This is a genomic window from Bacillus altitudinis (assembly GCF_001191605.1).
GTDB lineage: Bacteria > Bacillota > Bacilli > Bacillales > Bacillaceae > Bacillus > Bacillus altitudinis.
The window spans coordinates 1855965-1869695 of sequence record NZ_CP009108.1 but is presented as its reverse complement, the minus strand read 5'-3'; the positions used below and the strand labels follow the sequence as shown (position 1 = coordinate 1869695).

General features: G+C 41.3%; 11 protein-coding genes. 3 read left to right on the top strand and 8 right to left on the bottom strand.

Annotation, left to right across the window (positions count from 1 at the left end; translation table 11 throughout):
• Positions 1 to 24: 24 nt before the first annotated feature.
• A complete protein-coding gene (locus tag ID12_RS09410; protein WP_007497064.1) occupies positions 25 to 942 on the bottom strand; it encodes an AEC family transporter in 918 nt (305 codons plus the stop codon).
• Between the two features lie 83 nt (positions 943 to 1025).
• Positions 1026 to 1442 (bottom strand): VOC family protein, encoded by a 417-nt coding sequence (locus ID12_RS09405; RefSeq protein ID WP_008349030.1) that lies wholly within the window; start codon positions 1440 to 1442, stop codon positions 1026 to 1028.
• 166 nt (positions 1443 to 1608) lie between these two features.
• Between ID12_RS09405 and ID12_RS09400 the strand changes: the two genes are divergently transcribed.
• Positions 1609 to 2025 (top strand): hypothetical protein, encoded by a 417-nt coding sequence (locus ID12_RS09400; RefSeq protein WP_025207006.1) that lies wholly within the window; start codon positions 1609 to 1611, stop codon positions 2023 to 2025.
• Between the two features lie 45 nt (positions 2026 to 2070).
• Here ID12_RS09400 and ID12_RS09395 read toward each other — a convergent pair whose 3' ends face one another.
• The 3 genes from ID12_RS09395 to ID12_RS09385 all read right to left on the bottom strand — a co-directional run bounded on the left by ID12_RS09395 (position 2071) and on the right by ID12_RS09385 (position 4938).
• Positions 2071 to 3609, bottom strand: coding sequence for a bifunctional GNAT family N-acetyltransferase/carbon-nitrogen hydrolase family protein (locus ID12_RS09395; protein ID WP_007497061.1), 1539 nt, complete (start codon positions 3607 to 3609; stop codon positions 2071 to 2073).
• Between the two features lie 14 nt (positions 3610 to 3623).
• Positions 3624 to 4289, bottom strand: a complete 666-nt coding sequence (locus ID12_RS09390; RefSeq protein WP_017360360.1) for an HAD family hydrolase — start codon at positions 4287 to 4289, stop codon at positions 3624 to 3626.
• Between the two features lie 307 nt (positions 4290 to 4596).
• Entirely contained in the window at positions 4597 to 4938 is a 342-nt protein-coding gene (locus ID12_RS09385) for a DUF5365 family protein (protein WP_048003243.1), read from the bottom strand.
• A gap of 108 nt (positions 4939 to 5046) precedes the next feature.
• On the opposite strand from ID12_RS09385, the gene ID12_RS09380 reads away from it, so the two are divergent.
• Entirely contained in the window at positions 5047 to 5949 is a 903-nt protein-coding gene (locus tag ID12_RS09380; protein ID WP_048003244.1) for an RluA family pseudouridine synthase, read from the top strand.
• 33 nt (positions 5950 to 5982) lie between these two features.
• Here ID12_RS09380 and ID12_RS09375 read toward each other — a convergent pair whose 3' ends face one another.
• From ID12_RS09375 to ID12_RS09365, 3 genes are all read right to left on the bottom strand, one after another.
• Complete coding sequence (locus ID12_RS09375; protein WP_024719945.1) at positions 5983 to 6549, bottom strand: class D sortase; 567 nt, start codon at positions 6547 to 6549, stop codon at positions 5983 to 5985.
• A 32-nt stretch (positions 6550 to 6581) separates the two neighbouring features.
• Positions 6582 to 9488 carry a 5'-nucleotidase C-terminal domain-containing protein gene (locus ID12_RS09370; RefSeq protein WP_050827092.1) on the bottom strand — a complete coding sequence of 969 codons (2907 nt, stop codon included), beginning with the start codon at positions 9486 to 9488 and terminating at the stop codon, positions 6582 to 6584.
• A gap of 82 nt (positions 9489 to 9570) precedes the next feature.
• The gene (locus ID12_RS09365; protein WP_050827091.1) at positions 9571 to 12933 is read right to left on the bottom strand and encodes a CheR family methyltransferase; all 3363 of its coding nucleotides are present in this window, start codon (positions 12931 to 12933) and stop codon (positions 9571 to 9573) included.
• Positions 12934 to 13078: 145 nt separating this feature from the next.
• On the opposite strand from ID12_RS09365, the gene ID12_RS09360 reads away from it, so the two are divergent.
• Positions 13079 to 13723: a spore coat protein gene (locus tag ID12_RS09360; protein WP_050827090.1), complete on the top strand. Its 645-nt coding sequence runs from the start codon at positions 13079 to 13081 to the stop codon at positions 13721 to 13723.
• Positions 13724 to 13731: the final 8 nt, after the last annotated feature.

The window sequence follows — 13731 nt, the reverse complement described above, 5'->3', positions numbered from 1 at the left end:
AAGTCCCCCTTTGTTTGCCGTCCCCTATCCCAGAGGGTGCATGGATAAAATCCATAATAAAACAGGTAAAGTCACAATACTTAAAATCGTACTGAGAAACGTCGTGCTTGAGACAAACTCAGGCTTCGTTCGAAATTGCACAGCCATCAGCGTTGTATTCGCCGCTGTCGGCATCGCTGCAACTAAAATCATAATTTGTTTCACCAAATCATCTACCGGTAAAATAAGCGTAAAACCAAAGGCGATGAGTGGTGAGATAAACAGCTTCAGCAGCACCGCATAGGAAATATTACGATAATCCACTTGTTTAAAAGAAATCACTGCGAGCTGCATACCTAAAATCAGCATAATCGTTGGTATCGCTGCATCCCCGACCAGCTGAACACCTGTCATAAGCTCTTTAGGTAATGAAAGGTCAATGAGCTGAAATAATAGACCAAGAAGAGCCCCGTAAGCAACAGGCATACGCAGCACTTTTTTTAGAACGACCTTCAAGTCTCCCGCGTCCTCTCCACCTTTTGCTGCATAATACATGCCGATCGTACTCATGACGAGCTGCTGAAGGACCATTAGCACAATCGCAATATCTAAACCAGCTGCTCCAAAAACAAGAAGGACAACAGGCGTGCCGTAATTTCCATTATTCATAAATGCTGATGACAAAATCATGGCGCAATACGTTTCATTCGAATACCCGTAAATTCGAGATAAAATGAAGACACATAAAACAAGTGAAAGACAAAGCCCTACGACAAATATTGATAAGTACACATAGTCCATCGATACTTTATTTTGATAAAAGGTTTCAAACGCAAGAAATGGTGACATTAAATATAAAGACATTGATGAGAGCGTATGTATATCAAAACCAATTGTCTTCTGCCCAATATACCCTATAAGGAATATGCCGAACACTGGCATTAAGACAAGTAAAAACTCCATGCAGCACCTACTTTTCTCTAGATGAATTCCTTCTTTTTTACCCTCTTATCATACCACTGATCATCAATAAAAAAGAAGCACCCTTATGAAAGGTCGCTTCTCTCCTCATCCATATAAAACACTTCCCATAAATGACCATCACGATCCTGAAAGCTCCAGCCATACATGAAATCATGGTCTTGTTTTTCCTTAAACGGTGAACCACCAGCTGCGATCGCACGCTCTACAAGCTCATCAACCTCTTCCCTCGTCTCGACCTGTAAAGAGATAATGACCTCTGCGCCATTTCTGGCATCTACCAATTCCTTCTCTGAAATGGATTGGAAATGCTTAAGTGATAACAGCATGACTGTGATCGTCTCATTCATCACAAAACAAGCAGCATGTTCATTCGTCAGTTCTTGTTGAAAGTCAAAACCCAGCTGTTCAAAGAAAGCCTTTGACTCATTTACATGCTTAACCGGCAAATTGATATACAGATGTTTAGATTGTCGCCCCATATCCCTCTCCCTTTGTAAAACATCATTTCCATTCAGTATATTCGTCTTTTCATTTGGCATCCCTTTGTCGCATGAAAAAATAAGCGGTAAGTCTCATTACCTTATTTTAACAAAAATGTATAATAAATCTCGTGCACAATACTAAATGAACTAGGAGGTTTTCTTAATGAAAACAATCGCAAAATCTTTGATGCTCTCCACCACTGTCCTTTTATTCGCTTCACCTATTACACAAACAGCTGATGCTGCATCTATTCAAACGAAGCAGGTGACAGCAGAAAGTGATTTTCAGCTTCCTTCAACAACAGACACCATTAAACAAAACATCGAACAATCTTTCCAAAAACAAGAAAAGTGGCTACAAAAATTAGAAGTGATTGCCGGACAAGAAAAACGTGAACAATTTGAGCAGTTTTTCAACCAGCATGTAGGACCTGATTTAAAAAATCTTTTAGAAGAGCCTGCTCTTACATGGAAACAAGTAGAAAAAACGATTTATCAATCTCTTGTCAAATCAGACGTTCCATTTTTAGCTGCCAAAAGCATTGCCCACTTTGCTACACTCGCATTAAAGAAAATGTAAACATACAGAAAAGCGCCTCGCATAACTGCGGGGCGCTTGTTTTGATTATTTCTTATATTCAATATGGTACACGTCTCTTCTTCGGTCTTTCAGCTGACGAACCGTCCCATCTTGACGCTGCCTTCTTAATATTTCTAAGTCGACATCACCGACAACCACCATTTCAATATTCGGGTTGCATTCCCCTACAATGCCATCTCTTGCGAATTCAAAATCAGATGGTGCAAAGATGGCTGATTGTGCATATTGGACATCCATGTTTTCTGTTTGCGGAAGGTTTCCGACTGTTCCAGAAATGACCGTATATATCTGATTTTCAACCGCTCTCGCCTGCGCACAGTAACGCACTCGTAAATAGCCTTGACGGTCTTCTGTACAGAATGGAGTGAAAATAATTTTCGCTCCTTTGTCAGCTGCAATTCGAGCAAGCTCAGGGAATTCAATATCGTAGCAAATTTGGATCGCAATTTTACCGCAGTCCGTATCAAATACCCGGACTTGGTCACCAGCTGAAATCCCCCACCATTTTCTTTCATTCGGCGTGATATGCAACTTATATTGCTTTTCAATCGTTCCATCACGTCTAAATAAATAGGCGATATTATAGATTTTCCCTTCCTCTTCAACGAAATGAGAACCACCGATGATATTAATGTTGTACTTGACCGAGAGATCTGTAAACAAATTGATGTAGTCCTCGGTATATTCTGTGATCCGCTGCACTGCTAGACTTGGTGATCTCTCTTCTAAATATGACATAAGCTGGGTTGTAAAGATTTCCGGGAAAACGGCAAAGTCAGCTGACGCATCTGATGCCACATCCACGTAATACTCCACTTGATTCATAAACTCCTCAAAGGAATGAATTTGCTTCATTGCATATTGAATGACACAAATACGTACTGGGAACGCCGATTTATAATATCTTTTCGATTGCGGGCGATAATCGACATTGTTCCATTCCATTAGCGTTGCGTACGTGCTGGAAGCTTTATCATCCGGCAAGTAATTCGGATTGATCCGCATCAGGCTAAATTCATTTAACAGCTGAAAAGATAGCACAGGATCATAAATTTGGTGCAGCATGACTTGCTCTACATATTGGCGAGGCGTCATTTCCTCTTGATATTTATGATAATTCGGGATACGTCCACCAATGATGATGCTTTTTAAATTTAATCTTCTCGCTAAGTCTTTTCTTGCTTCGTATAAACGATGACCGATTTTCATCCGGCGGTACTCAGGACTGACCATTACTTCAATTCCGTACATATTCATCCCATCTGGATTATGGTTTGTGATATATCCATCATCTGTGATGTCCTGCCATGTGTGACGATCATCGTATTCATCAAAGTTAATTAATAAACTTGAACATGAGCCAATGATTTCTCCCTCGAATTCCGCACAGAACTGGCCTTCTGGGAAATGTTCAAGGTGGCTTTCAAGGTGCTCTTTTTTCCAAGGGTCCATGCCTGGAAAGCATACCTCTTGCAATGCGATGATTCGGTCGATATCTTCTTCTCTAATATTTCGAATCACCATTCTTTTTTCAAATCGCGTTAAATCTAGTTTTTCTGCCATGATGTATTGCCCCCTTACTGATCCTCTTTTTCAAGCTGATGGAATAGCTGGAGCAATTCGATTTCAGCCATGGATTCTAATCTCGCGTCATATTCTTCAAACTGCAGTGTGCTCGTCACTTTATTTGGCACGATGACACATTTCATACCCGCTCGTTTGGCAGCGATTGACCCATTCACAGAGTCCTCAAATGCCACGCAATCTTTTGGCTCAACGCCTAAGCATTGTGCGGTTTGCAAATAAAGTTCTGGGTGAGGTTTCACTTCTTCCACATCGTCTGACGTGCGGATACATTCGAAGTAATCGAAAAGTCCAATTTTTTTCAGGTGATCAGACACCCATTTATAATCTGAGCTGGAAGCAAGTCCAATCTTAATTCCAAGCTCCTTTGCCGCTTCTAAATAAGCTTCTACACCAGGTCTTGCTGCTTCGTCCTTCATTCTCTTTTGAAAACGTGAACGCCGGTCTTCTGTGAGTGCCTCATGATCTAATGTCTTTCCTAACTGCTCTTCCAAGTATTCAAAAGGCTTAAAACCTGCCTGCGTTCCAATCACATTTCCCCATACAGACAGAGGCAGCTCCGATTCATGCTCCGCAAACATTTCCTGCAGAACCTCATATTCATGTGTTTCTGTATCTAAAATTAATCCATCAAAATCAAATATAATCGCCTTTACCAAAGAGGCCACTCCTTTTTTCCGAAAGTCTGAAATATCTTCCATACTGCTATCATATCGTGAATAAAATTGACTTTCAAAGATGAATGTCTGCTAAAATGATTATGTATAAAAGGAGCCTGCATCGTTTTGTCAGGCTCCTGTCATGTTCGATTCTTTCTGCAAGAGATCCAAGCGCTCCGATTCGTGGAGAATAGACATTGTTGAAAAAGAGCGGAATTGGTATTACAGATCTTGAAGGTTTCTCCGTTCCCTTAAAAATAGTATGTGCGACGACCTTGTAAGTTAACAAGGAAGTTCACACCAACTTTTACGCATTTTGAAGGTGACGGCCTGCAAAATCATCTAAATCAAACGGGAAAGAAAAGCCGCACGCATTAATTTGTTCACGGTTGAGTTCAAATAACTCACGATCTCGTTTTGTGATATGTCGCTTCGGCTTTAAAATAATGGTATGTAATAGCTGAAGACCTGATAAGATACGAAAAGCATCATCCATTGTCCCGTTATACACACCATCAATGAATGTAAGCGGGGGTTGTTTTTCCTGCGCTTCTCCATTGACAGAATGGGATAAAAGATCTTCAATTTCCTTTGATACTTCTTCAATTGCCTGCTCTTGAAGGTCTGTCGCAGCTTTCATTAATCTCACGTGGCATCTACCTCTCTGTCGTTATTACTCCATTCAGAATAGCACAGAAAAAAAGTCATTCGCTAAGGTAAGTGTTTCCTATATATACCCAAAGAGAGGACGAATATCATGATCATAAAAGGACACACGCTCTCCCTAAAAGTAGGTGAGCATCAAAATGGCAATTCCTTAAGTCAATTTTTAAAAGACGAAGTGTCTGCCTCTAAACCGATTATCCATTTTTGGATGGAGCACCAAAAAGTCCGTCTCAATCAAAAACCTGCCCACCATGCTGCAAAAGTGAGTACAGGTGATCAGATTCTCATTGATTTATTTGAGACGGAAGAAAGTGATGTGACGCCAGAATACGGTGAATTAGAGGTACTCTTTGAAGACGAGCATTTATTAGTTGTCCAAAAGCCTGCTGGAAGGCCGACGCATCCAAATGAAAAAGGACAAACAGGTACGCTGGCGAACCTAGTCGCTTTCCATTTTCAAGCAAATGGAGAAGAAAAGCGGGTCAGACATATACATAGGCTGGATCAAGACACAAGCGGCACCGTTATTTTTGCCAAACACAGGTTGGCACATGCTGTACTCGATCAAATGCTTTCAAAAAAAGCGATTAACAGAACGTATCTTGCCATCGCACAAGGACTGTTTAAGAAAAAGAAAGGAACGATCCAAGCAGCCATTGGACGTGATAAACACCATGCCGTCAGAAGGAGGGTTTCTCCTACTGGTCAAAGCGCCAAGACTCATTATGAGGTCTTCCATCTCAATAAACGTTTACAGATGACGGCCGTTAAGCTTCGATTAGAAACAGGCAGAACGCATCAAATTCGGGTCCATCTTAGCAGTCTCGGGCATCCTTTAGCTGGCGATACATTATATGGCGGGAAGCGTGACCTGATAAACAGATGCGCCCTTCATGCCAAACAAGTAGACATGAACCATCCATTCACAGGTGAAAAGCTGACGATAGAAGCACCGCTTCCACCTGATATGGCTGAATTAATGGACAATATGTAGAAAAAGAGCCTGATCATACAGGCTCTTTTGACGTTAGACAGATGCTCTTTTCGCATAAATAATGTACCGCTCTGGTGCATTGCCGACAAAATGAAATGGATAGCATGTGGTTAACACAAGCTCTTCTTTTTTATTTTGTAAGGTAATAATGGATGTATCATGCTGATCCACAATTTTCGTATGCGTAATTTCATAAACAAACTCACCATACGGTACAGTGATTTTCAGCTGATCCCCAATATCCAGTTCACCAGTCCGGCGGAAGACCGTATCCCTGTGTCCCGACAAAACGATTTGTCCATTTTGATCAGGGTAATAACTGCCTTTATAATGACCGACGCCTTTGGCAAGGTCGTCCGCATCTGTCCCTTCAACAATCGGCAAATCGGCTTTTAATTTCGGAATGGTCAGGATGCCAGAGGCTTTCCCCATTTCAGGTGAAAATTTTTCCTTCGTCATCCCTTGATCAGTTTCTACGACCTTTTTTGCTTCCTCTAAAGAATGTGCTGTTTGTAGGTGAGTAGAAGCCATTTGCCAGATTCCCCAGCCAAGCACCACAATTCCCGCTGACATGACAATCACTGCAAGCCATTTTTTCATGCGTTAACTCCTTTGTCTTTGCTGATGATTCTTTAGCTTGCTGCTGCCTTTTCTTCTTGTTTCGCTTGTTGAATTCGGCCCTCTTTTTGATACACAATAGAAGCTCCCTCGAAGCTCTTTACAAAAGCGACCGTTGCTTCTAAATCTTCTGGGCCTGTTTCCGGATTTTTCCCTAGCCGCCCAATCGGTGCATACTTACTTCCAGTGGCAGTCGCCATGAAGTTGTTCACTGTGAGTGTATACGTTTTATCGAAATCAACGGAAGAACCATCAGGCAGTTTTAAGTCGACTACTTTATATGTTAACGGATTGTACGAATAAGAAAAGCCTGAAATGCTATAATCCGGTCCAAATTGAGGAGATATTTGAGCTTCAATGATATCAACTAAATCTTTCCCCTTGATGTCCAGCTTTACTAACACATTTCCAAATGGCTGAATATTAAAGAGGTCTCCCCAAGTAATGGGTCCTTTTTCGAGATTTTGTCTGATACCGCCGCCATTCATCATGGCAAAGTCACTTTTCATTGAATATCTCATGCCATCCGCAATGAGGTTGCCAAGTGGTGTATCACCATCATTGGAATAGCCACCTTCCATCTTGACGCCAGCTTCTCCAACCACCTCACTAATAATCGGCTCCACTTCTTTTCCGTAATGGGCTAAAATGTCCGCTGCTTCCTGATCCTTTTCAATACCAGCCTGGTCTACATACTGGATCTTTGCACTCTTTTTGACAATATCCTTTGTTTTCCGGTCAAGTGTGACATTGACTTCTCCAATTGCCTTTCCGTATTCAAAGGCTTGGACAATTAATTTTCCATTCATTTCTCCATTGACCACTTCGTGATTATGGCCAGCGAAAATGACATCAATTTCGTCATCACCTTCTTTGGCGAGCCTTGCGCTTTCTCCAGTAATGGTATCACCATTTTGAGAGGCGGTCATATGAGCCAGAACTGCGATCGCTTTAATCCCTTTTTGCTTTAATTCTTTCGTTGCTTCATTGACAGCTTTGACTTCATCAGTAAATTGAATATCTTTAATTCCTTCTGGCATGACCATTCCTGCCGCTGATGTTGTCACTACCCCGATAAAAGCCACAGGAATTCCTTCGACATCCATGATTTCATAGGCCGGTAAAAGTGGTTTGCCAGTGTCCTTGTATTCGCAGTTTGCACAAACAAGCGGGAAGTTCTGCCCATCGTATCCTTTTGTGCCTTTCGGGTGATCTCCACCTTTTAAGATGCACAATAATTCATCTACACCTTCATCAAACTCATGGTTGCCGACAGTCCCAACATCAAAGCCGATGTTCTCCATTAGTTCAACGGTTGGTTCATCTTGTAAAAGAGAAGAAACCGGCGAGCTTCCGCCTATCATATCTCCTGCATGAACTGTCAGTGTATTTTTTTGCGCAGCTTGCTTTTGTTTTATATAAGCCGCCACATAATCCATCCGTCCATATGTTCCTTTACTGCCATCACCTTTTACATCCAGCTCATATTGCTGATCAATTTTCCCATGTAAATCATTCATGCTTAAAATGGTTAATGGAACTTCACGGGTTGATGCTGACGCCTGATATCCAGCCTGCTCTGCTTCTTCTTTAGAAGCAAAAAAGATACGTTTATCCACATCGATCTCATTCCAGCTGTCAGGTGATACGTAGGTTTTTGCAGATGAATCCCCCACATAACGTGTGAGCCCTTTTTTCTGCTCGCGTGCTCTAAATTCAAACGGCTGTTCTAGCAGAGGATCTTCTTCATTCCAAATACCAAGCCCTTTTTCCTTGGCATCTTTCACTGCTTGCTGGAACATCCGATACTCTTTTTCATCTCCAACAGGCCAAATGAAATAAGTAGGGGCATATCCTTTTTTCACAAGCTCTAGGTTCGTATTCAGCCCTTTTTTGGTTTTGACTTGAGCTAAAAGACGTCCATATCCATCCTTTGCTTCCGGGCCAATCTTTAATGTGACTCGATCACCACTTGAAAGAAGCGTTTTTAAATAATCCGTCGCTTTTTGTCCAAAGCGCAGCTGGTTTTGATCTAATTCATTTTTGGGCTGGTGGTAGGTTTCTGGTGTGTCCATATTCACGAAGCGTACCTTTGTTGTGCCGAGCACAGGCTTCTTCAAATGAATGGTATCTCCATCCACAACACGATCTACCGTTGCCTCATATTCTTTTTTGATTTTTGGCGGCTTTGGCTGGTGCTTCAGCAATTTGACATCGGTTTTGTGTCTTGGAAGTACTTGCAGCGTATCATATCTGCTTAAAACGCCAGTAAACTCATACCATTTTCCGGTCTTCACTTGATCAATGGCACCCGTATCAACCATGACTCTAAGAACTGTGCTATGATATTTTTTATCGATGATGACCACATTGTATCCACCGCCAGCTGGCTGATCTGGCGCTTGTTCTACATAGCCTTTTACCTTCACTAATCTTCCTTCATATTTGCTTGCCTGATCCGATTCCAATTGTTTAATGGAAACTTTCTTTGGCGAAGGCAATGGCTGATTCACAGCATCTATCTTCAGACGATCTTGATCTGGCACAATTTCAACGAGCCCTTTATAAGTCGTCACCTTGCCAGTCACCGTGACCTTCATGCCTGCTTTCAGTTCTGGAAAATTCTTCGGCTGCGCAGAATAAATATTGAGACCAGCTGTTTTGTCTTGAATATATGTTGATAGTTTCCCATTCCCTATAGCGGATTGATCTGCTGTTACGATTCCGCTCACCGTTACCGTTTCTCCTATCAGTTTTCGGGCTTTTTTTATGTTCATCGGCTTTGTTTGTTTCCATAAAGTCTCCTTTTTCTCAGAAGAAGAAAACGCCTCAGCTGTCATCATACTAGGCAGTAAAGATTGCAGACTAAATATCACCAAAATCAAACAACAGACCATTCGAATGGATTGTATACGTTTCATTAGATTTCTCCCCTTTGAACTTCATCTCTTCTATTGTACAAAGCAATTATTGAGAATGGATGGATTTCATGTAAAGCTGATCTCAATTACTTGGAAACGTAATAATCACACGTGTCCCTTCAAAGCTTTTGCTCTCAAAACGAATGGTACCGCCATGGCTTTCAATAATCTTAATGGTCATCATTAATCCAAGACCCGTGCCTTTTTCTTTCGTTGTGTAAAAAGGTTCACCTAATTTCCCAATCTCGTCTTCTGGTATGCCCTTTCCTTGGTCTTCAAATATCAGCATCATTTGGTCGTTTTTCAATAATGAAGTCACTTGGATCACACCTGTTACTCCATCCATCGCTTCAATTCCATTTTTAAGAATGTTAAGGAACACTTGTTTTAGTTCATTTGGAATGCCTTGAATATGTGGCAGAGAGGGCGCCAGATTCTTTTGAATCGACACTCCTTTTAAGACCGCCTGAGATTCAACGACCATAATGACTTCTTCGAGCAGAAGATTCACATTCACCGGTTCAAATTTAACAGATTTGCTTCTAGAGAGCACAAGGAATTCGTTAATAATAGACTCAAGCCGATTAAACTCTGACATCATCACATCGGCATAATCCTTCTGATACTTTTTACTTTGAATCATTAGCTGTAAAAAGCCTTTTAACGACGTAAGTGGGTTACGTATCTCATGGGCAATACCAGCTGCAAGCTGTCCAACTGCTGACAGCATTTCAGACTTCATCAGCATTTTCTCAGACTGTTTTTGACTTGTAATATCCTCCGAAATCCGCATGACAGTAGACTGCATTTTGTCAGGGTCATCGATTCGGTGTAAAGAGACTCTTTCCCATCGCTCACGCCCTGATAAGTCCTGAAAATACAACTCACCTGTCCAGCTGCCCTCTCTTAAACACACGTCCCATTGTTTCGCTAGATCATCACATTGACACAACGCATAATAGACAGAAAAAATATCTTTTCCGATCAAGTCATATTCATGCTGCTGTACAAACTGACAAAAGCGCTGATTGACACACTGAATAACGCCTTCTCCCGTTGCAACCACAATATGAATATGGCTGTTATCAAGTGCTGTCACCGCAAGATGAAGAGCCTGCTTCAATTTCGTCATTTCGGTCATTTTGATCCAGGTCATCACCGCTCCCTCGCGATCTTGATCATAGAAAGGTGTCATATGAACCGTGAATTGTTCTCCTTCGTTCGTTTCAATTTCACGTTCGATCACGCGCCTATCTGAAATGACAGATTGAATATCATGATAGAGCATTTCCTTCGATAGCTTCTTCACCATCGACTGAAACGTTTGCTGGTGCCGGGTTTGAGCTGAAGTGAATAAAGAGGTAGCTGTAGGAGTGTGATAGCGAATATTCATTTCCCGGTCCACAAACAACGTGGCAAGTTCTGGCTTCACAGACGGCCGGTACAGTTCTTCTCTTGTCACCTTTAAGTTGTTGATGATATTAATAAAATGCTCGTTTGTTTTCTCGCGCACTTCTATTTGCTTGTTTTTTTCTTTTAATTGAGCCCTTGCTTCTTGCTCCTTTTGTTTGACCTCATTGAGCTCGTTTTCTAAATCGACAATTCGCTGTTGATAAACCGAATTCTGCTCTAACATCCCTTTGTCCCTGCCGTTCTTTTGATTTTTTCCTCTCTCACTCTTCCGAATGAGAATGACGTATACTCCTTTAAAACGGCGATCAAAATGTTTCACTGTAAAATCTGCATACTGCTTTCTTCCATTTTCCGAAATGAGGACATGTTGAAAGACAACCTCAGTCTCTTCAGTCCACACCTTTTGAAAGCTTTGACTTAGTATCTCTTTCATATAATCAGGGGTTACATATTCACATAATTCATCTGAGACTTCTGCATGCGCTAAGAAAGAATAGGCACCGTTTGATATCGCGAGAATTTGCTCGCAATCGTCTATGATGAAACATGCATCATACTCCTGCTCTACTTCTTTCATATATTGGACAGCTCGTTTTTTTAACTCCGTATGACCTGCATTGTATTTAGGAACGTTTGAGTGGGTGTAAATGTTCCACTTTTCATTTAACAAATGAAATAAACGAGGGATATTGGGTACCTTTTCATTCGGTCCTAATATCAACATCCCTTGATCCTTTAGTGCATATTGGAATCGAGATAAGACTCGTTTTTGTACTTCTGGCTGGAAGTACATCAGAACATTTCGGCAACTGATAAAATCGAGGTGGATAAAAGGTGAATCGATCAATAAATTGTGAGGAGCAAAGACAATATGTTTTCTAAGCGACTGCTTCACAATAAAAGCGTCACCTTTTTTTTCGAAATATCGCGCCCTCCATTTTTCTGGCATCCGTGCCATAGACTCAAGCGAATAAACACCTTTGCTTGCACTTTGGATGGCTTTCCGGTTGATGTCTGTTGCAAACACTTGAAGTTCAATGGACACTTGTCTTCGTTTCATTTCTTCTAAAAATAACATCGCAAAAGAATAGGCTTCTTCACCTGTAGAACATCCTGCAATCCAAATGCGGCATCGAGATTTCCCATTTTTCATTGTGTTTTCAATGATCGACGGAATGATGTGATGTTCACATACTCGAAAGGCTTCCATATCTCTAAAAAAGGAAGTCGTGCCGCTTAAAAGCTGTACATGCAGGCGATCAAGCTCATCTGGTTCTCTCTCTAATAAACGATCGTACTCGGACAATAAGGAGATCGATTGGTTCGCACTCCTCATTCTTTTTTGAATGACAGAGAGCAGTCTGCGCTTCTCATAGGTTGAAAATGCAATTCCTTTATGCATTTCAAGACGTTCAATGATTCTGATTAAAACAGGGTCTGCAACATCTGTATGCGGAACGTTGATGATGTTGGCTATATATGACGCAAGTGCAGAAGGGTCTTGAAATGTTTGATGATACATACGATCAAACCCACTATTTGTCTCACTGCACGATATGGCTGTACCGCCTTGCTCAACGATTTGAAGCAAACCACTTCCTACACAATAGCCTTTTTGAAAAAAGATCGCATAGGCCTCTTCCTTTTGCACATTGGCAAGTGACTGAAACAACGAATTTACAGCACACGCCTTGTTTGTAGGATGCTGCTCTGTTATGTGTAGCCGTTTGTCTTCTGTCAATGTCACAGCTGCATGCTGCGGACAAACATAAATCGTATTTTTCATGACTTTCTCACCATGCTTAATCGGCTTTGCCCGGTAGCCAATCGGTAAAACAAGTGCTTCCAAATCAGTTACACAATCGCCTGTCACATGATTTTGCACAACAATAAAAGAGGCATTTAATTCATGCGGAAATGATTGAAAAAAAGCCTCAAGATGATGCTGTTCAAACGGCGAAACACCGATGCCAATCACTGGTGCCTGCACATGTTCGTCTTCTATCAAACGATTAATGATTTTGTCCTGCATCTGGTACCCCCATGTTCATTCGTCTGATACATTTTTTCGACAAAAAGGAAGAAAACCCTCTAATTGTAAATAATGTTTTTTGCATGAAAGGAGGAAAACTTCCTCACATTAAAACAGACTGTATAAAACAGAAGGAGGATTCTTTATGCAAAACGATCAGCAACCAAACGTTCAAGGACATGTCCAGCAGCCCCAATTCAATCATGGCGGGCATGAGTTATTTGATTTACATGAGGTATTAGCAGGGACCATTAATATTTTGGATCAATACATGATCTTTCGGCAATTTATCCAAGATCCCGCATTATCCGACATGTTAGATCGACAATATCAATTTGTATTGTCCCAGTACAACGTCACGGTAGATTGCTTTTCTACTGGTCAAAAGCCTAGTGAAGAAACATCTACTTATATGATGAACGAACAGACACAGGTGACATACGGAATAAAACCATCTCAGCCTAAGAAGCCAAATCAATCATTACAGGATGTAAAGGATGCGGGAATTACAGGGCATATGCTTGGTCTCGTGAAATCTCATGCTGGATTACTCTCAATGACTGCATTAGAGGTCACAAACCCTGTGGTACGACGTGTGCTTGCAGCGCAAATCCCGAACTTTATTGAAATGGCGTATGAAATTTTCTTATATCAAAACAAACATAGCTATTATCAAGTTCCGCAGCTTACAGCTCAAGATATGCAGGCGATGACATCTACATTTGCCCCTATGCAGGGACAAGTGCAGATGCCGCCGAGCAAAGCCAACCAGCAAAAACCGCTTCATTAAACAAAAAA

Coding starts and splice junctions, on each gene's coding strand:
- ID12_RS09410 (WP_007497064.1), bottom strand. CDS start 942: ATGGAGTTTTTACTTGTCTTAATGCCAGTGTTCGGCATATTCCTTATA.
- ID12_RS09405 (WP_008349030.1), bottom strand. CDS start 1,442: ATGGGGCGACAATCTAAACATCTGTATATCAATTTGCCGGTTAAGCAT.
- ID12_RS09400 (WP_025207006.1), top strand. CDS start 1,609: ATGAAAACAATCGCAAAATCTTTGATGCTCTCCACCACTGTCCTTTTA.
- ID12_RS09395 (WP_007497061.1), bottom strand. CDS start 3,609: ATGGCAGAAAAACTAGATTTAACGCGATTTGAAAAAAGAATGGTGATT.
- ID12_RS09380 (WP_048003244.1), top strand. CDS start 5,047: ATGATCATAAAAGGACACACGCTCTCCCTAAAAGTAGGTGAGCATCAA.
- ID12_RS09375 (WP_024719945.1), bottom strand. CDS start 6,549: ATGAAAAAATGGCTTGCAGTGATTGTCATGTCAGCGGGAATTGTGGTG.
- ID12_RS09370 (WP_050827092.1), bottom strand. CDS start 9,488: ATGAAACGTATACAATCCATTCGAATGGTCTGTTGTTTGATTTTGGTG.
- ID12_RS09365 (WP_050827091.1), bottom strand. CDS start 12,933: ATGCAGGACAAAATCATTAATCGTTTGATAGAAGACGAACATGTGCAG.
- ID12_RS09360 (WP_050827090.1), top strand. CDS start 13,079: ATGCAAAACGATCAGCAACCAAACGTTCAAGGACATGTCCAGCAGCCC.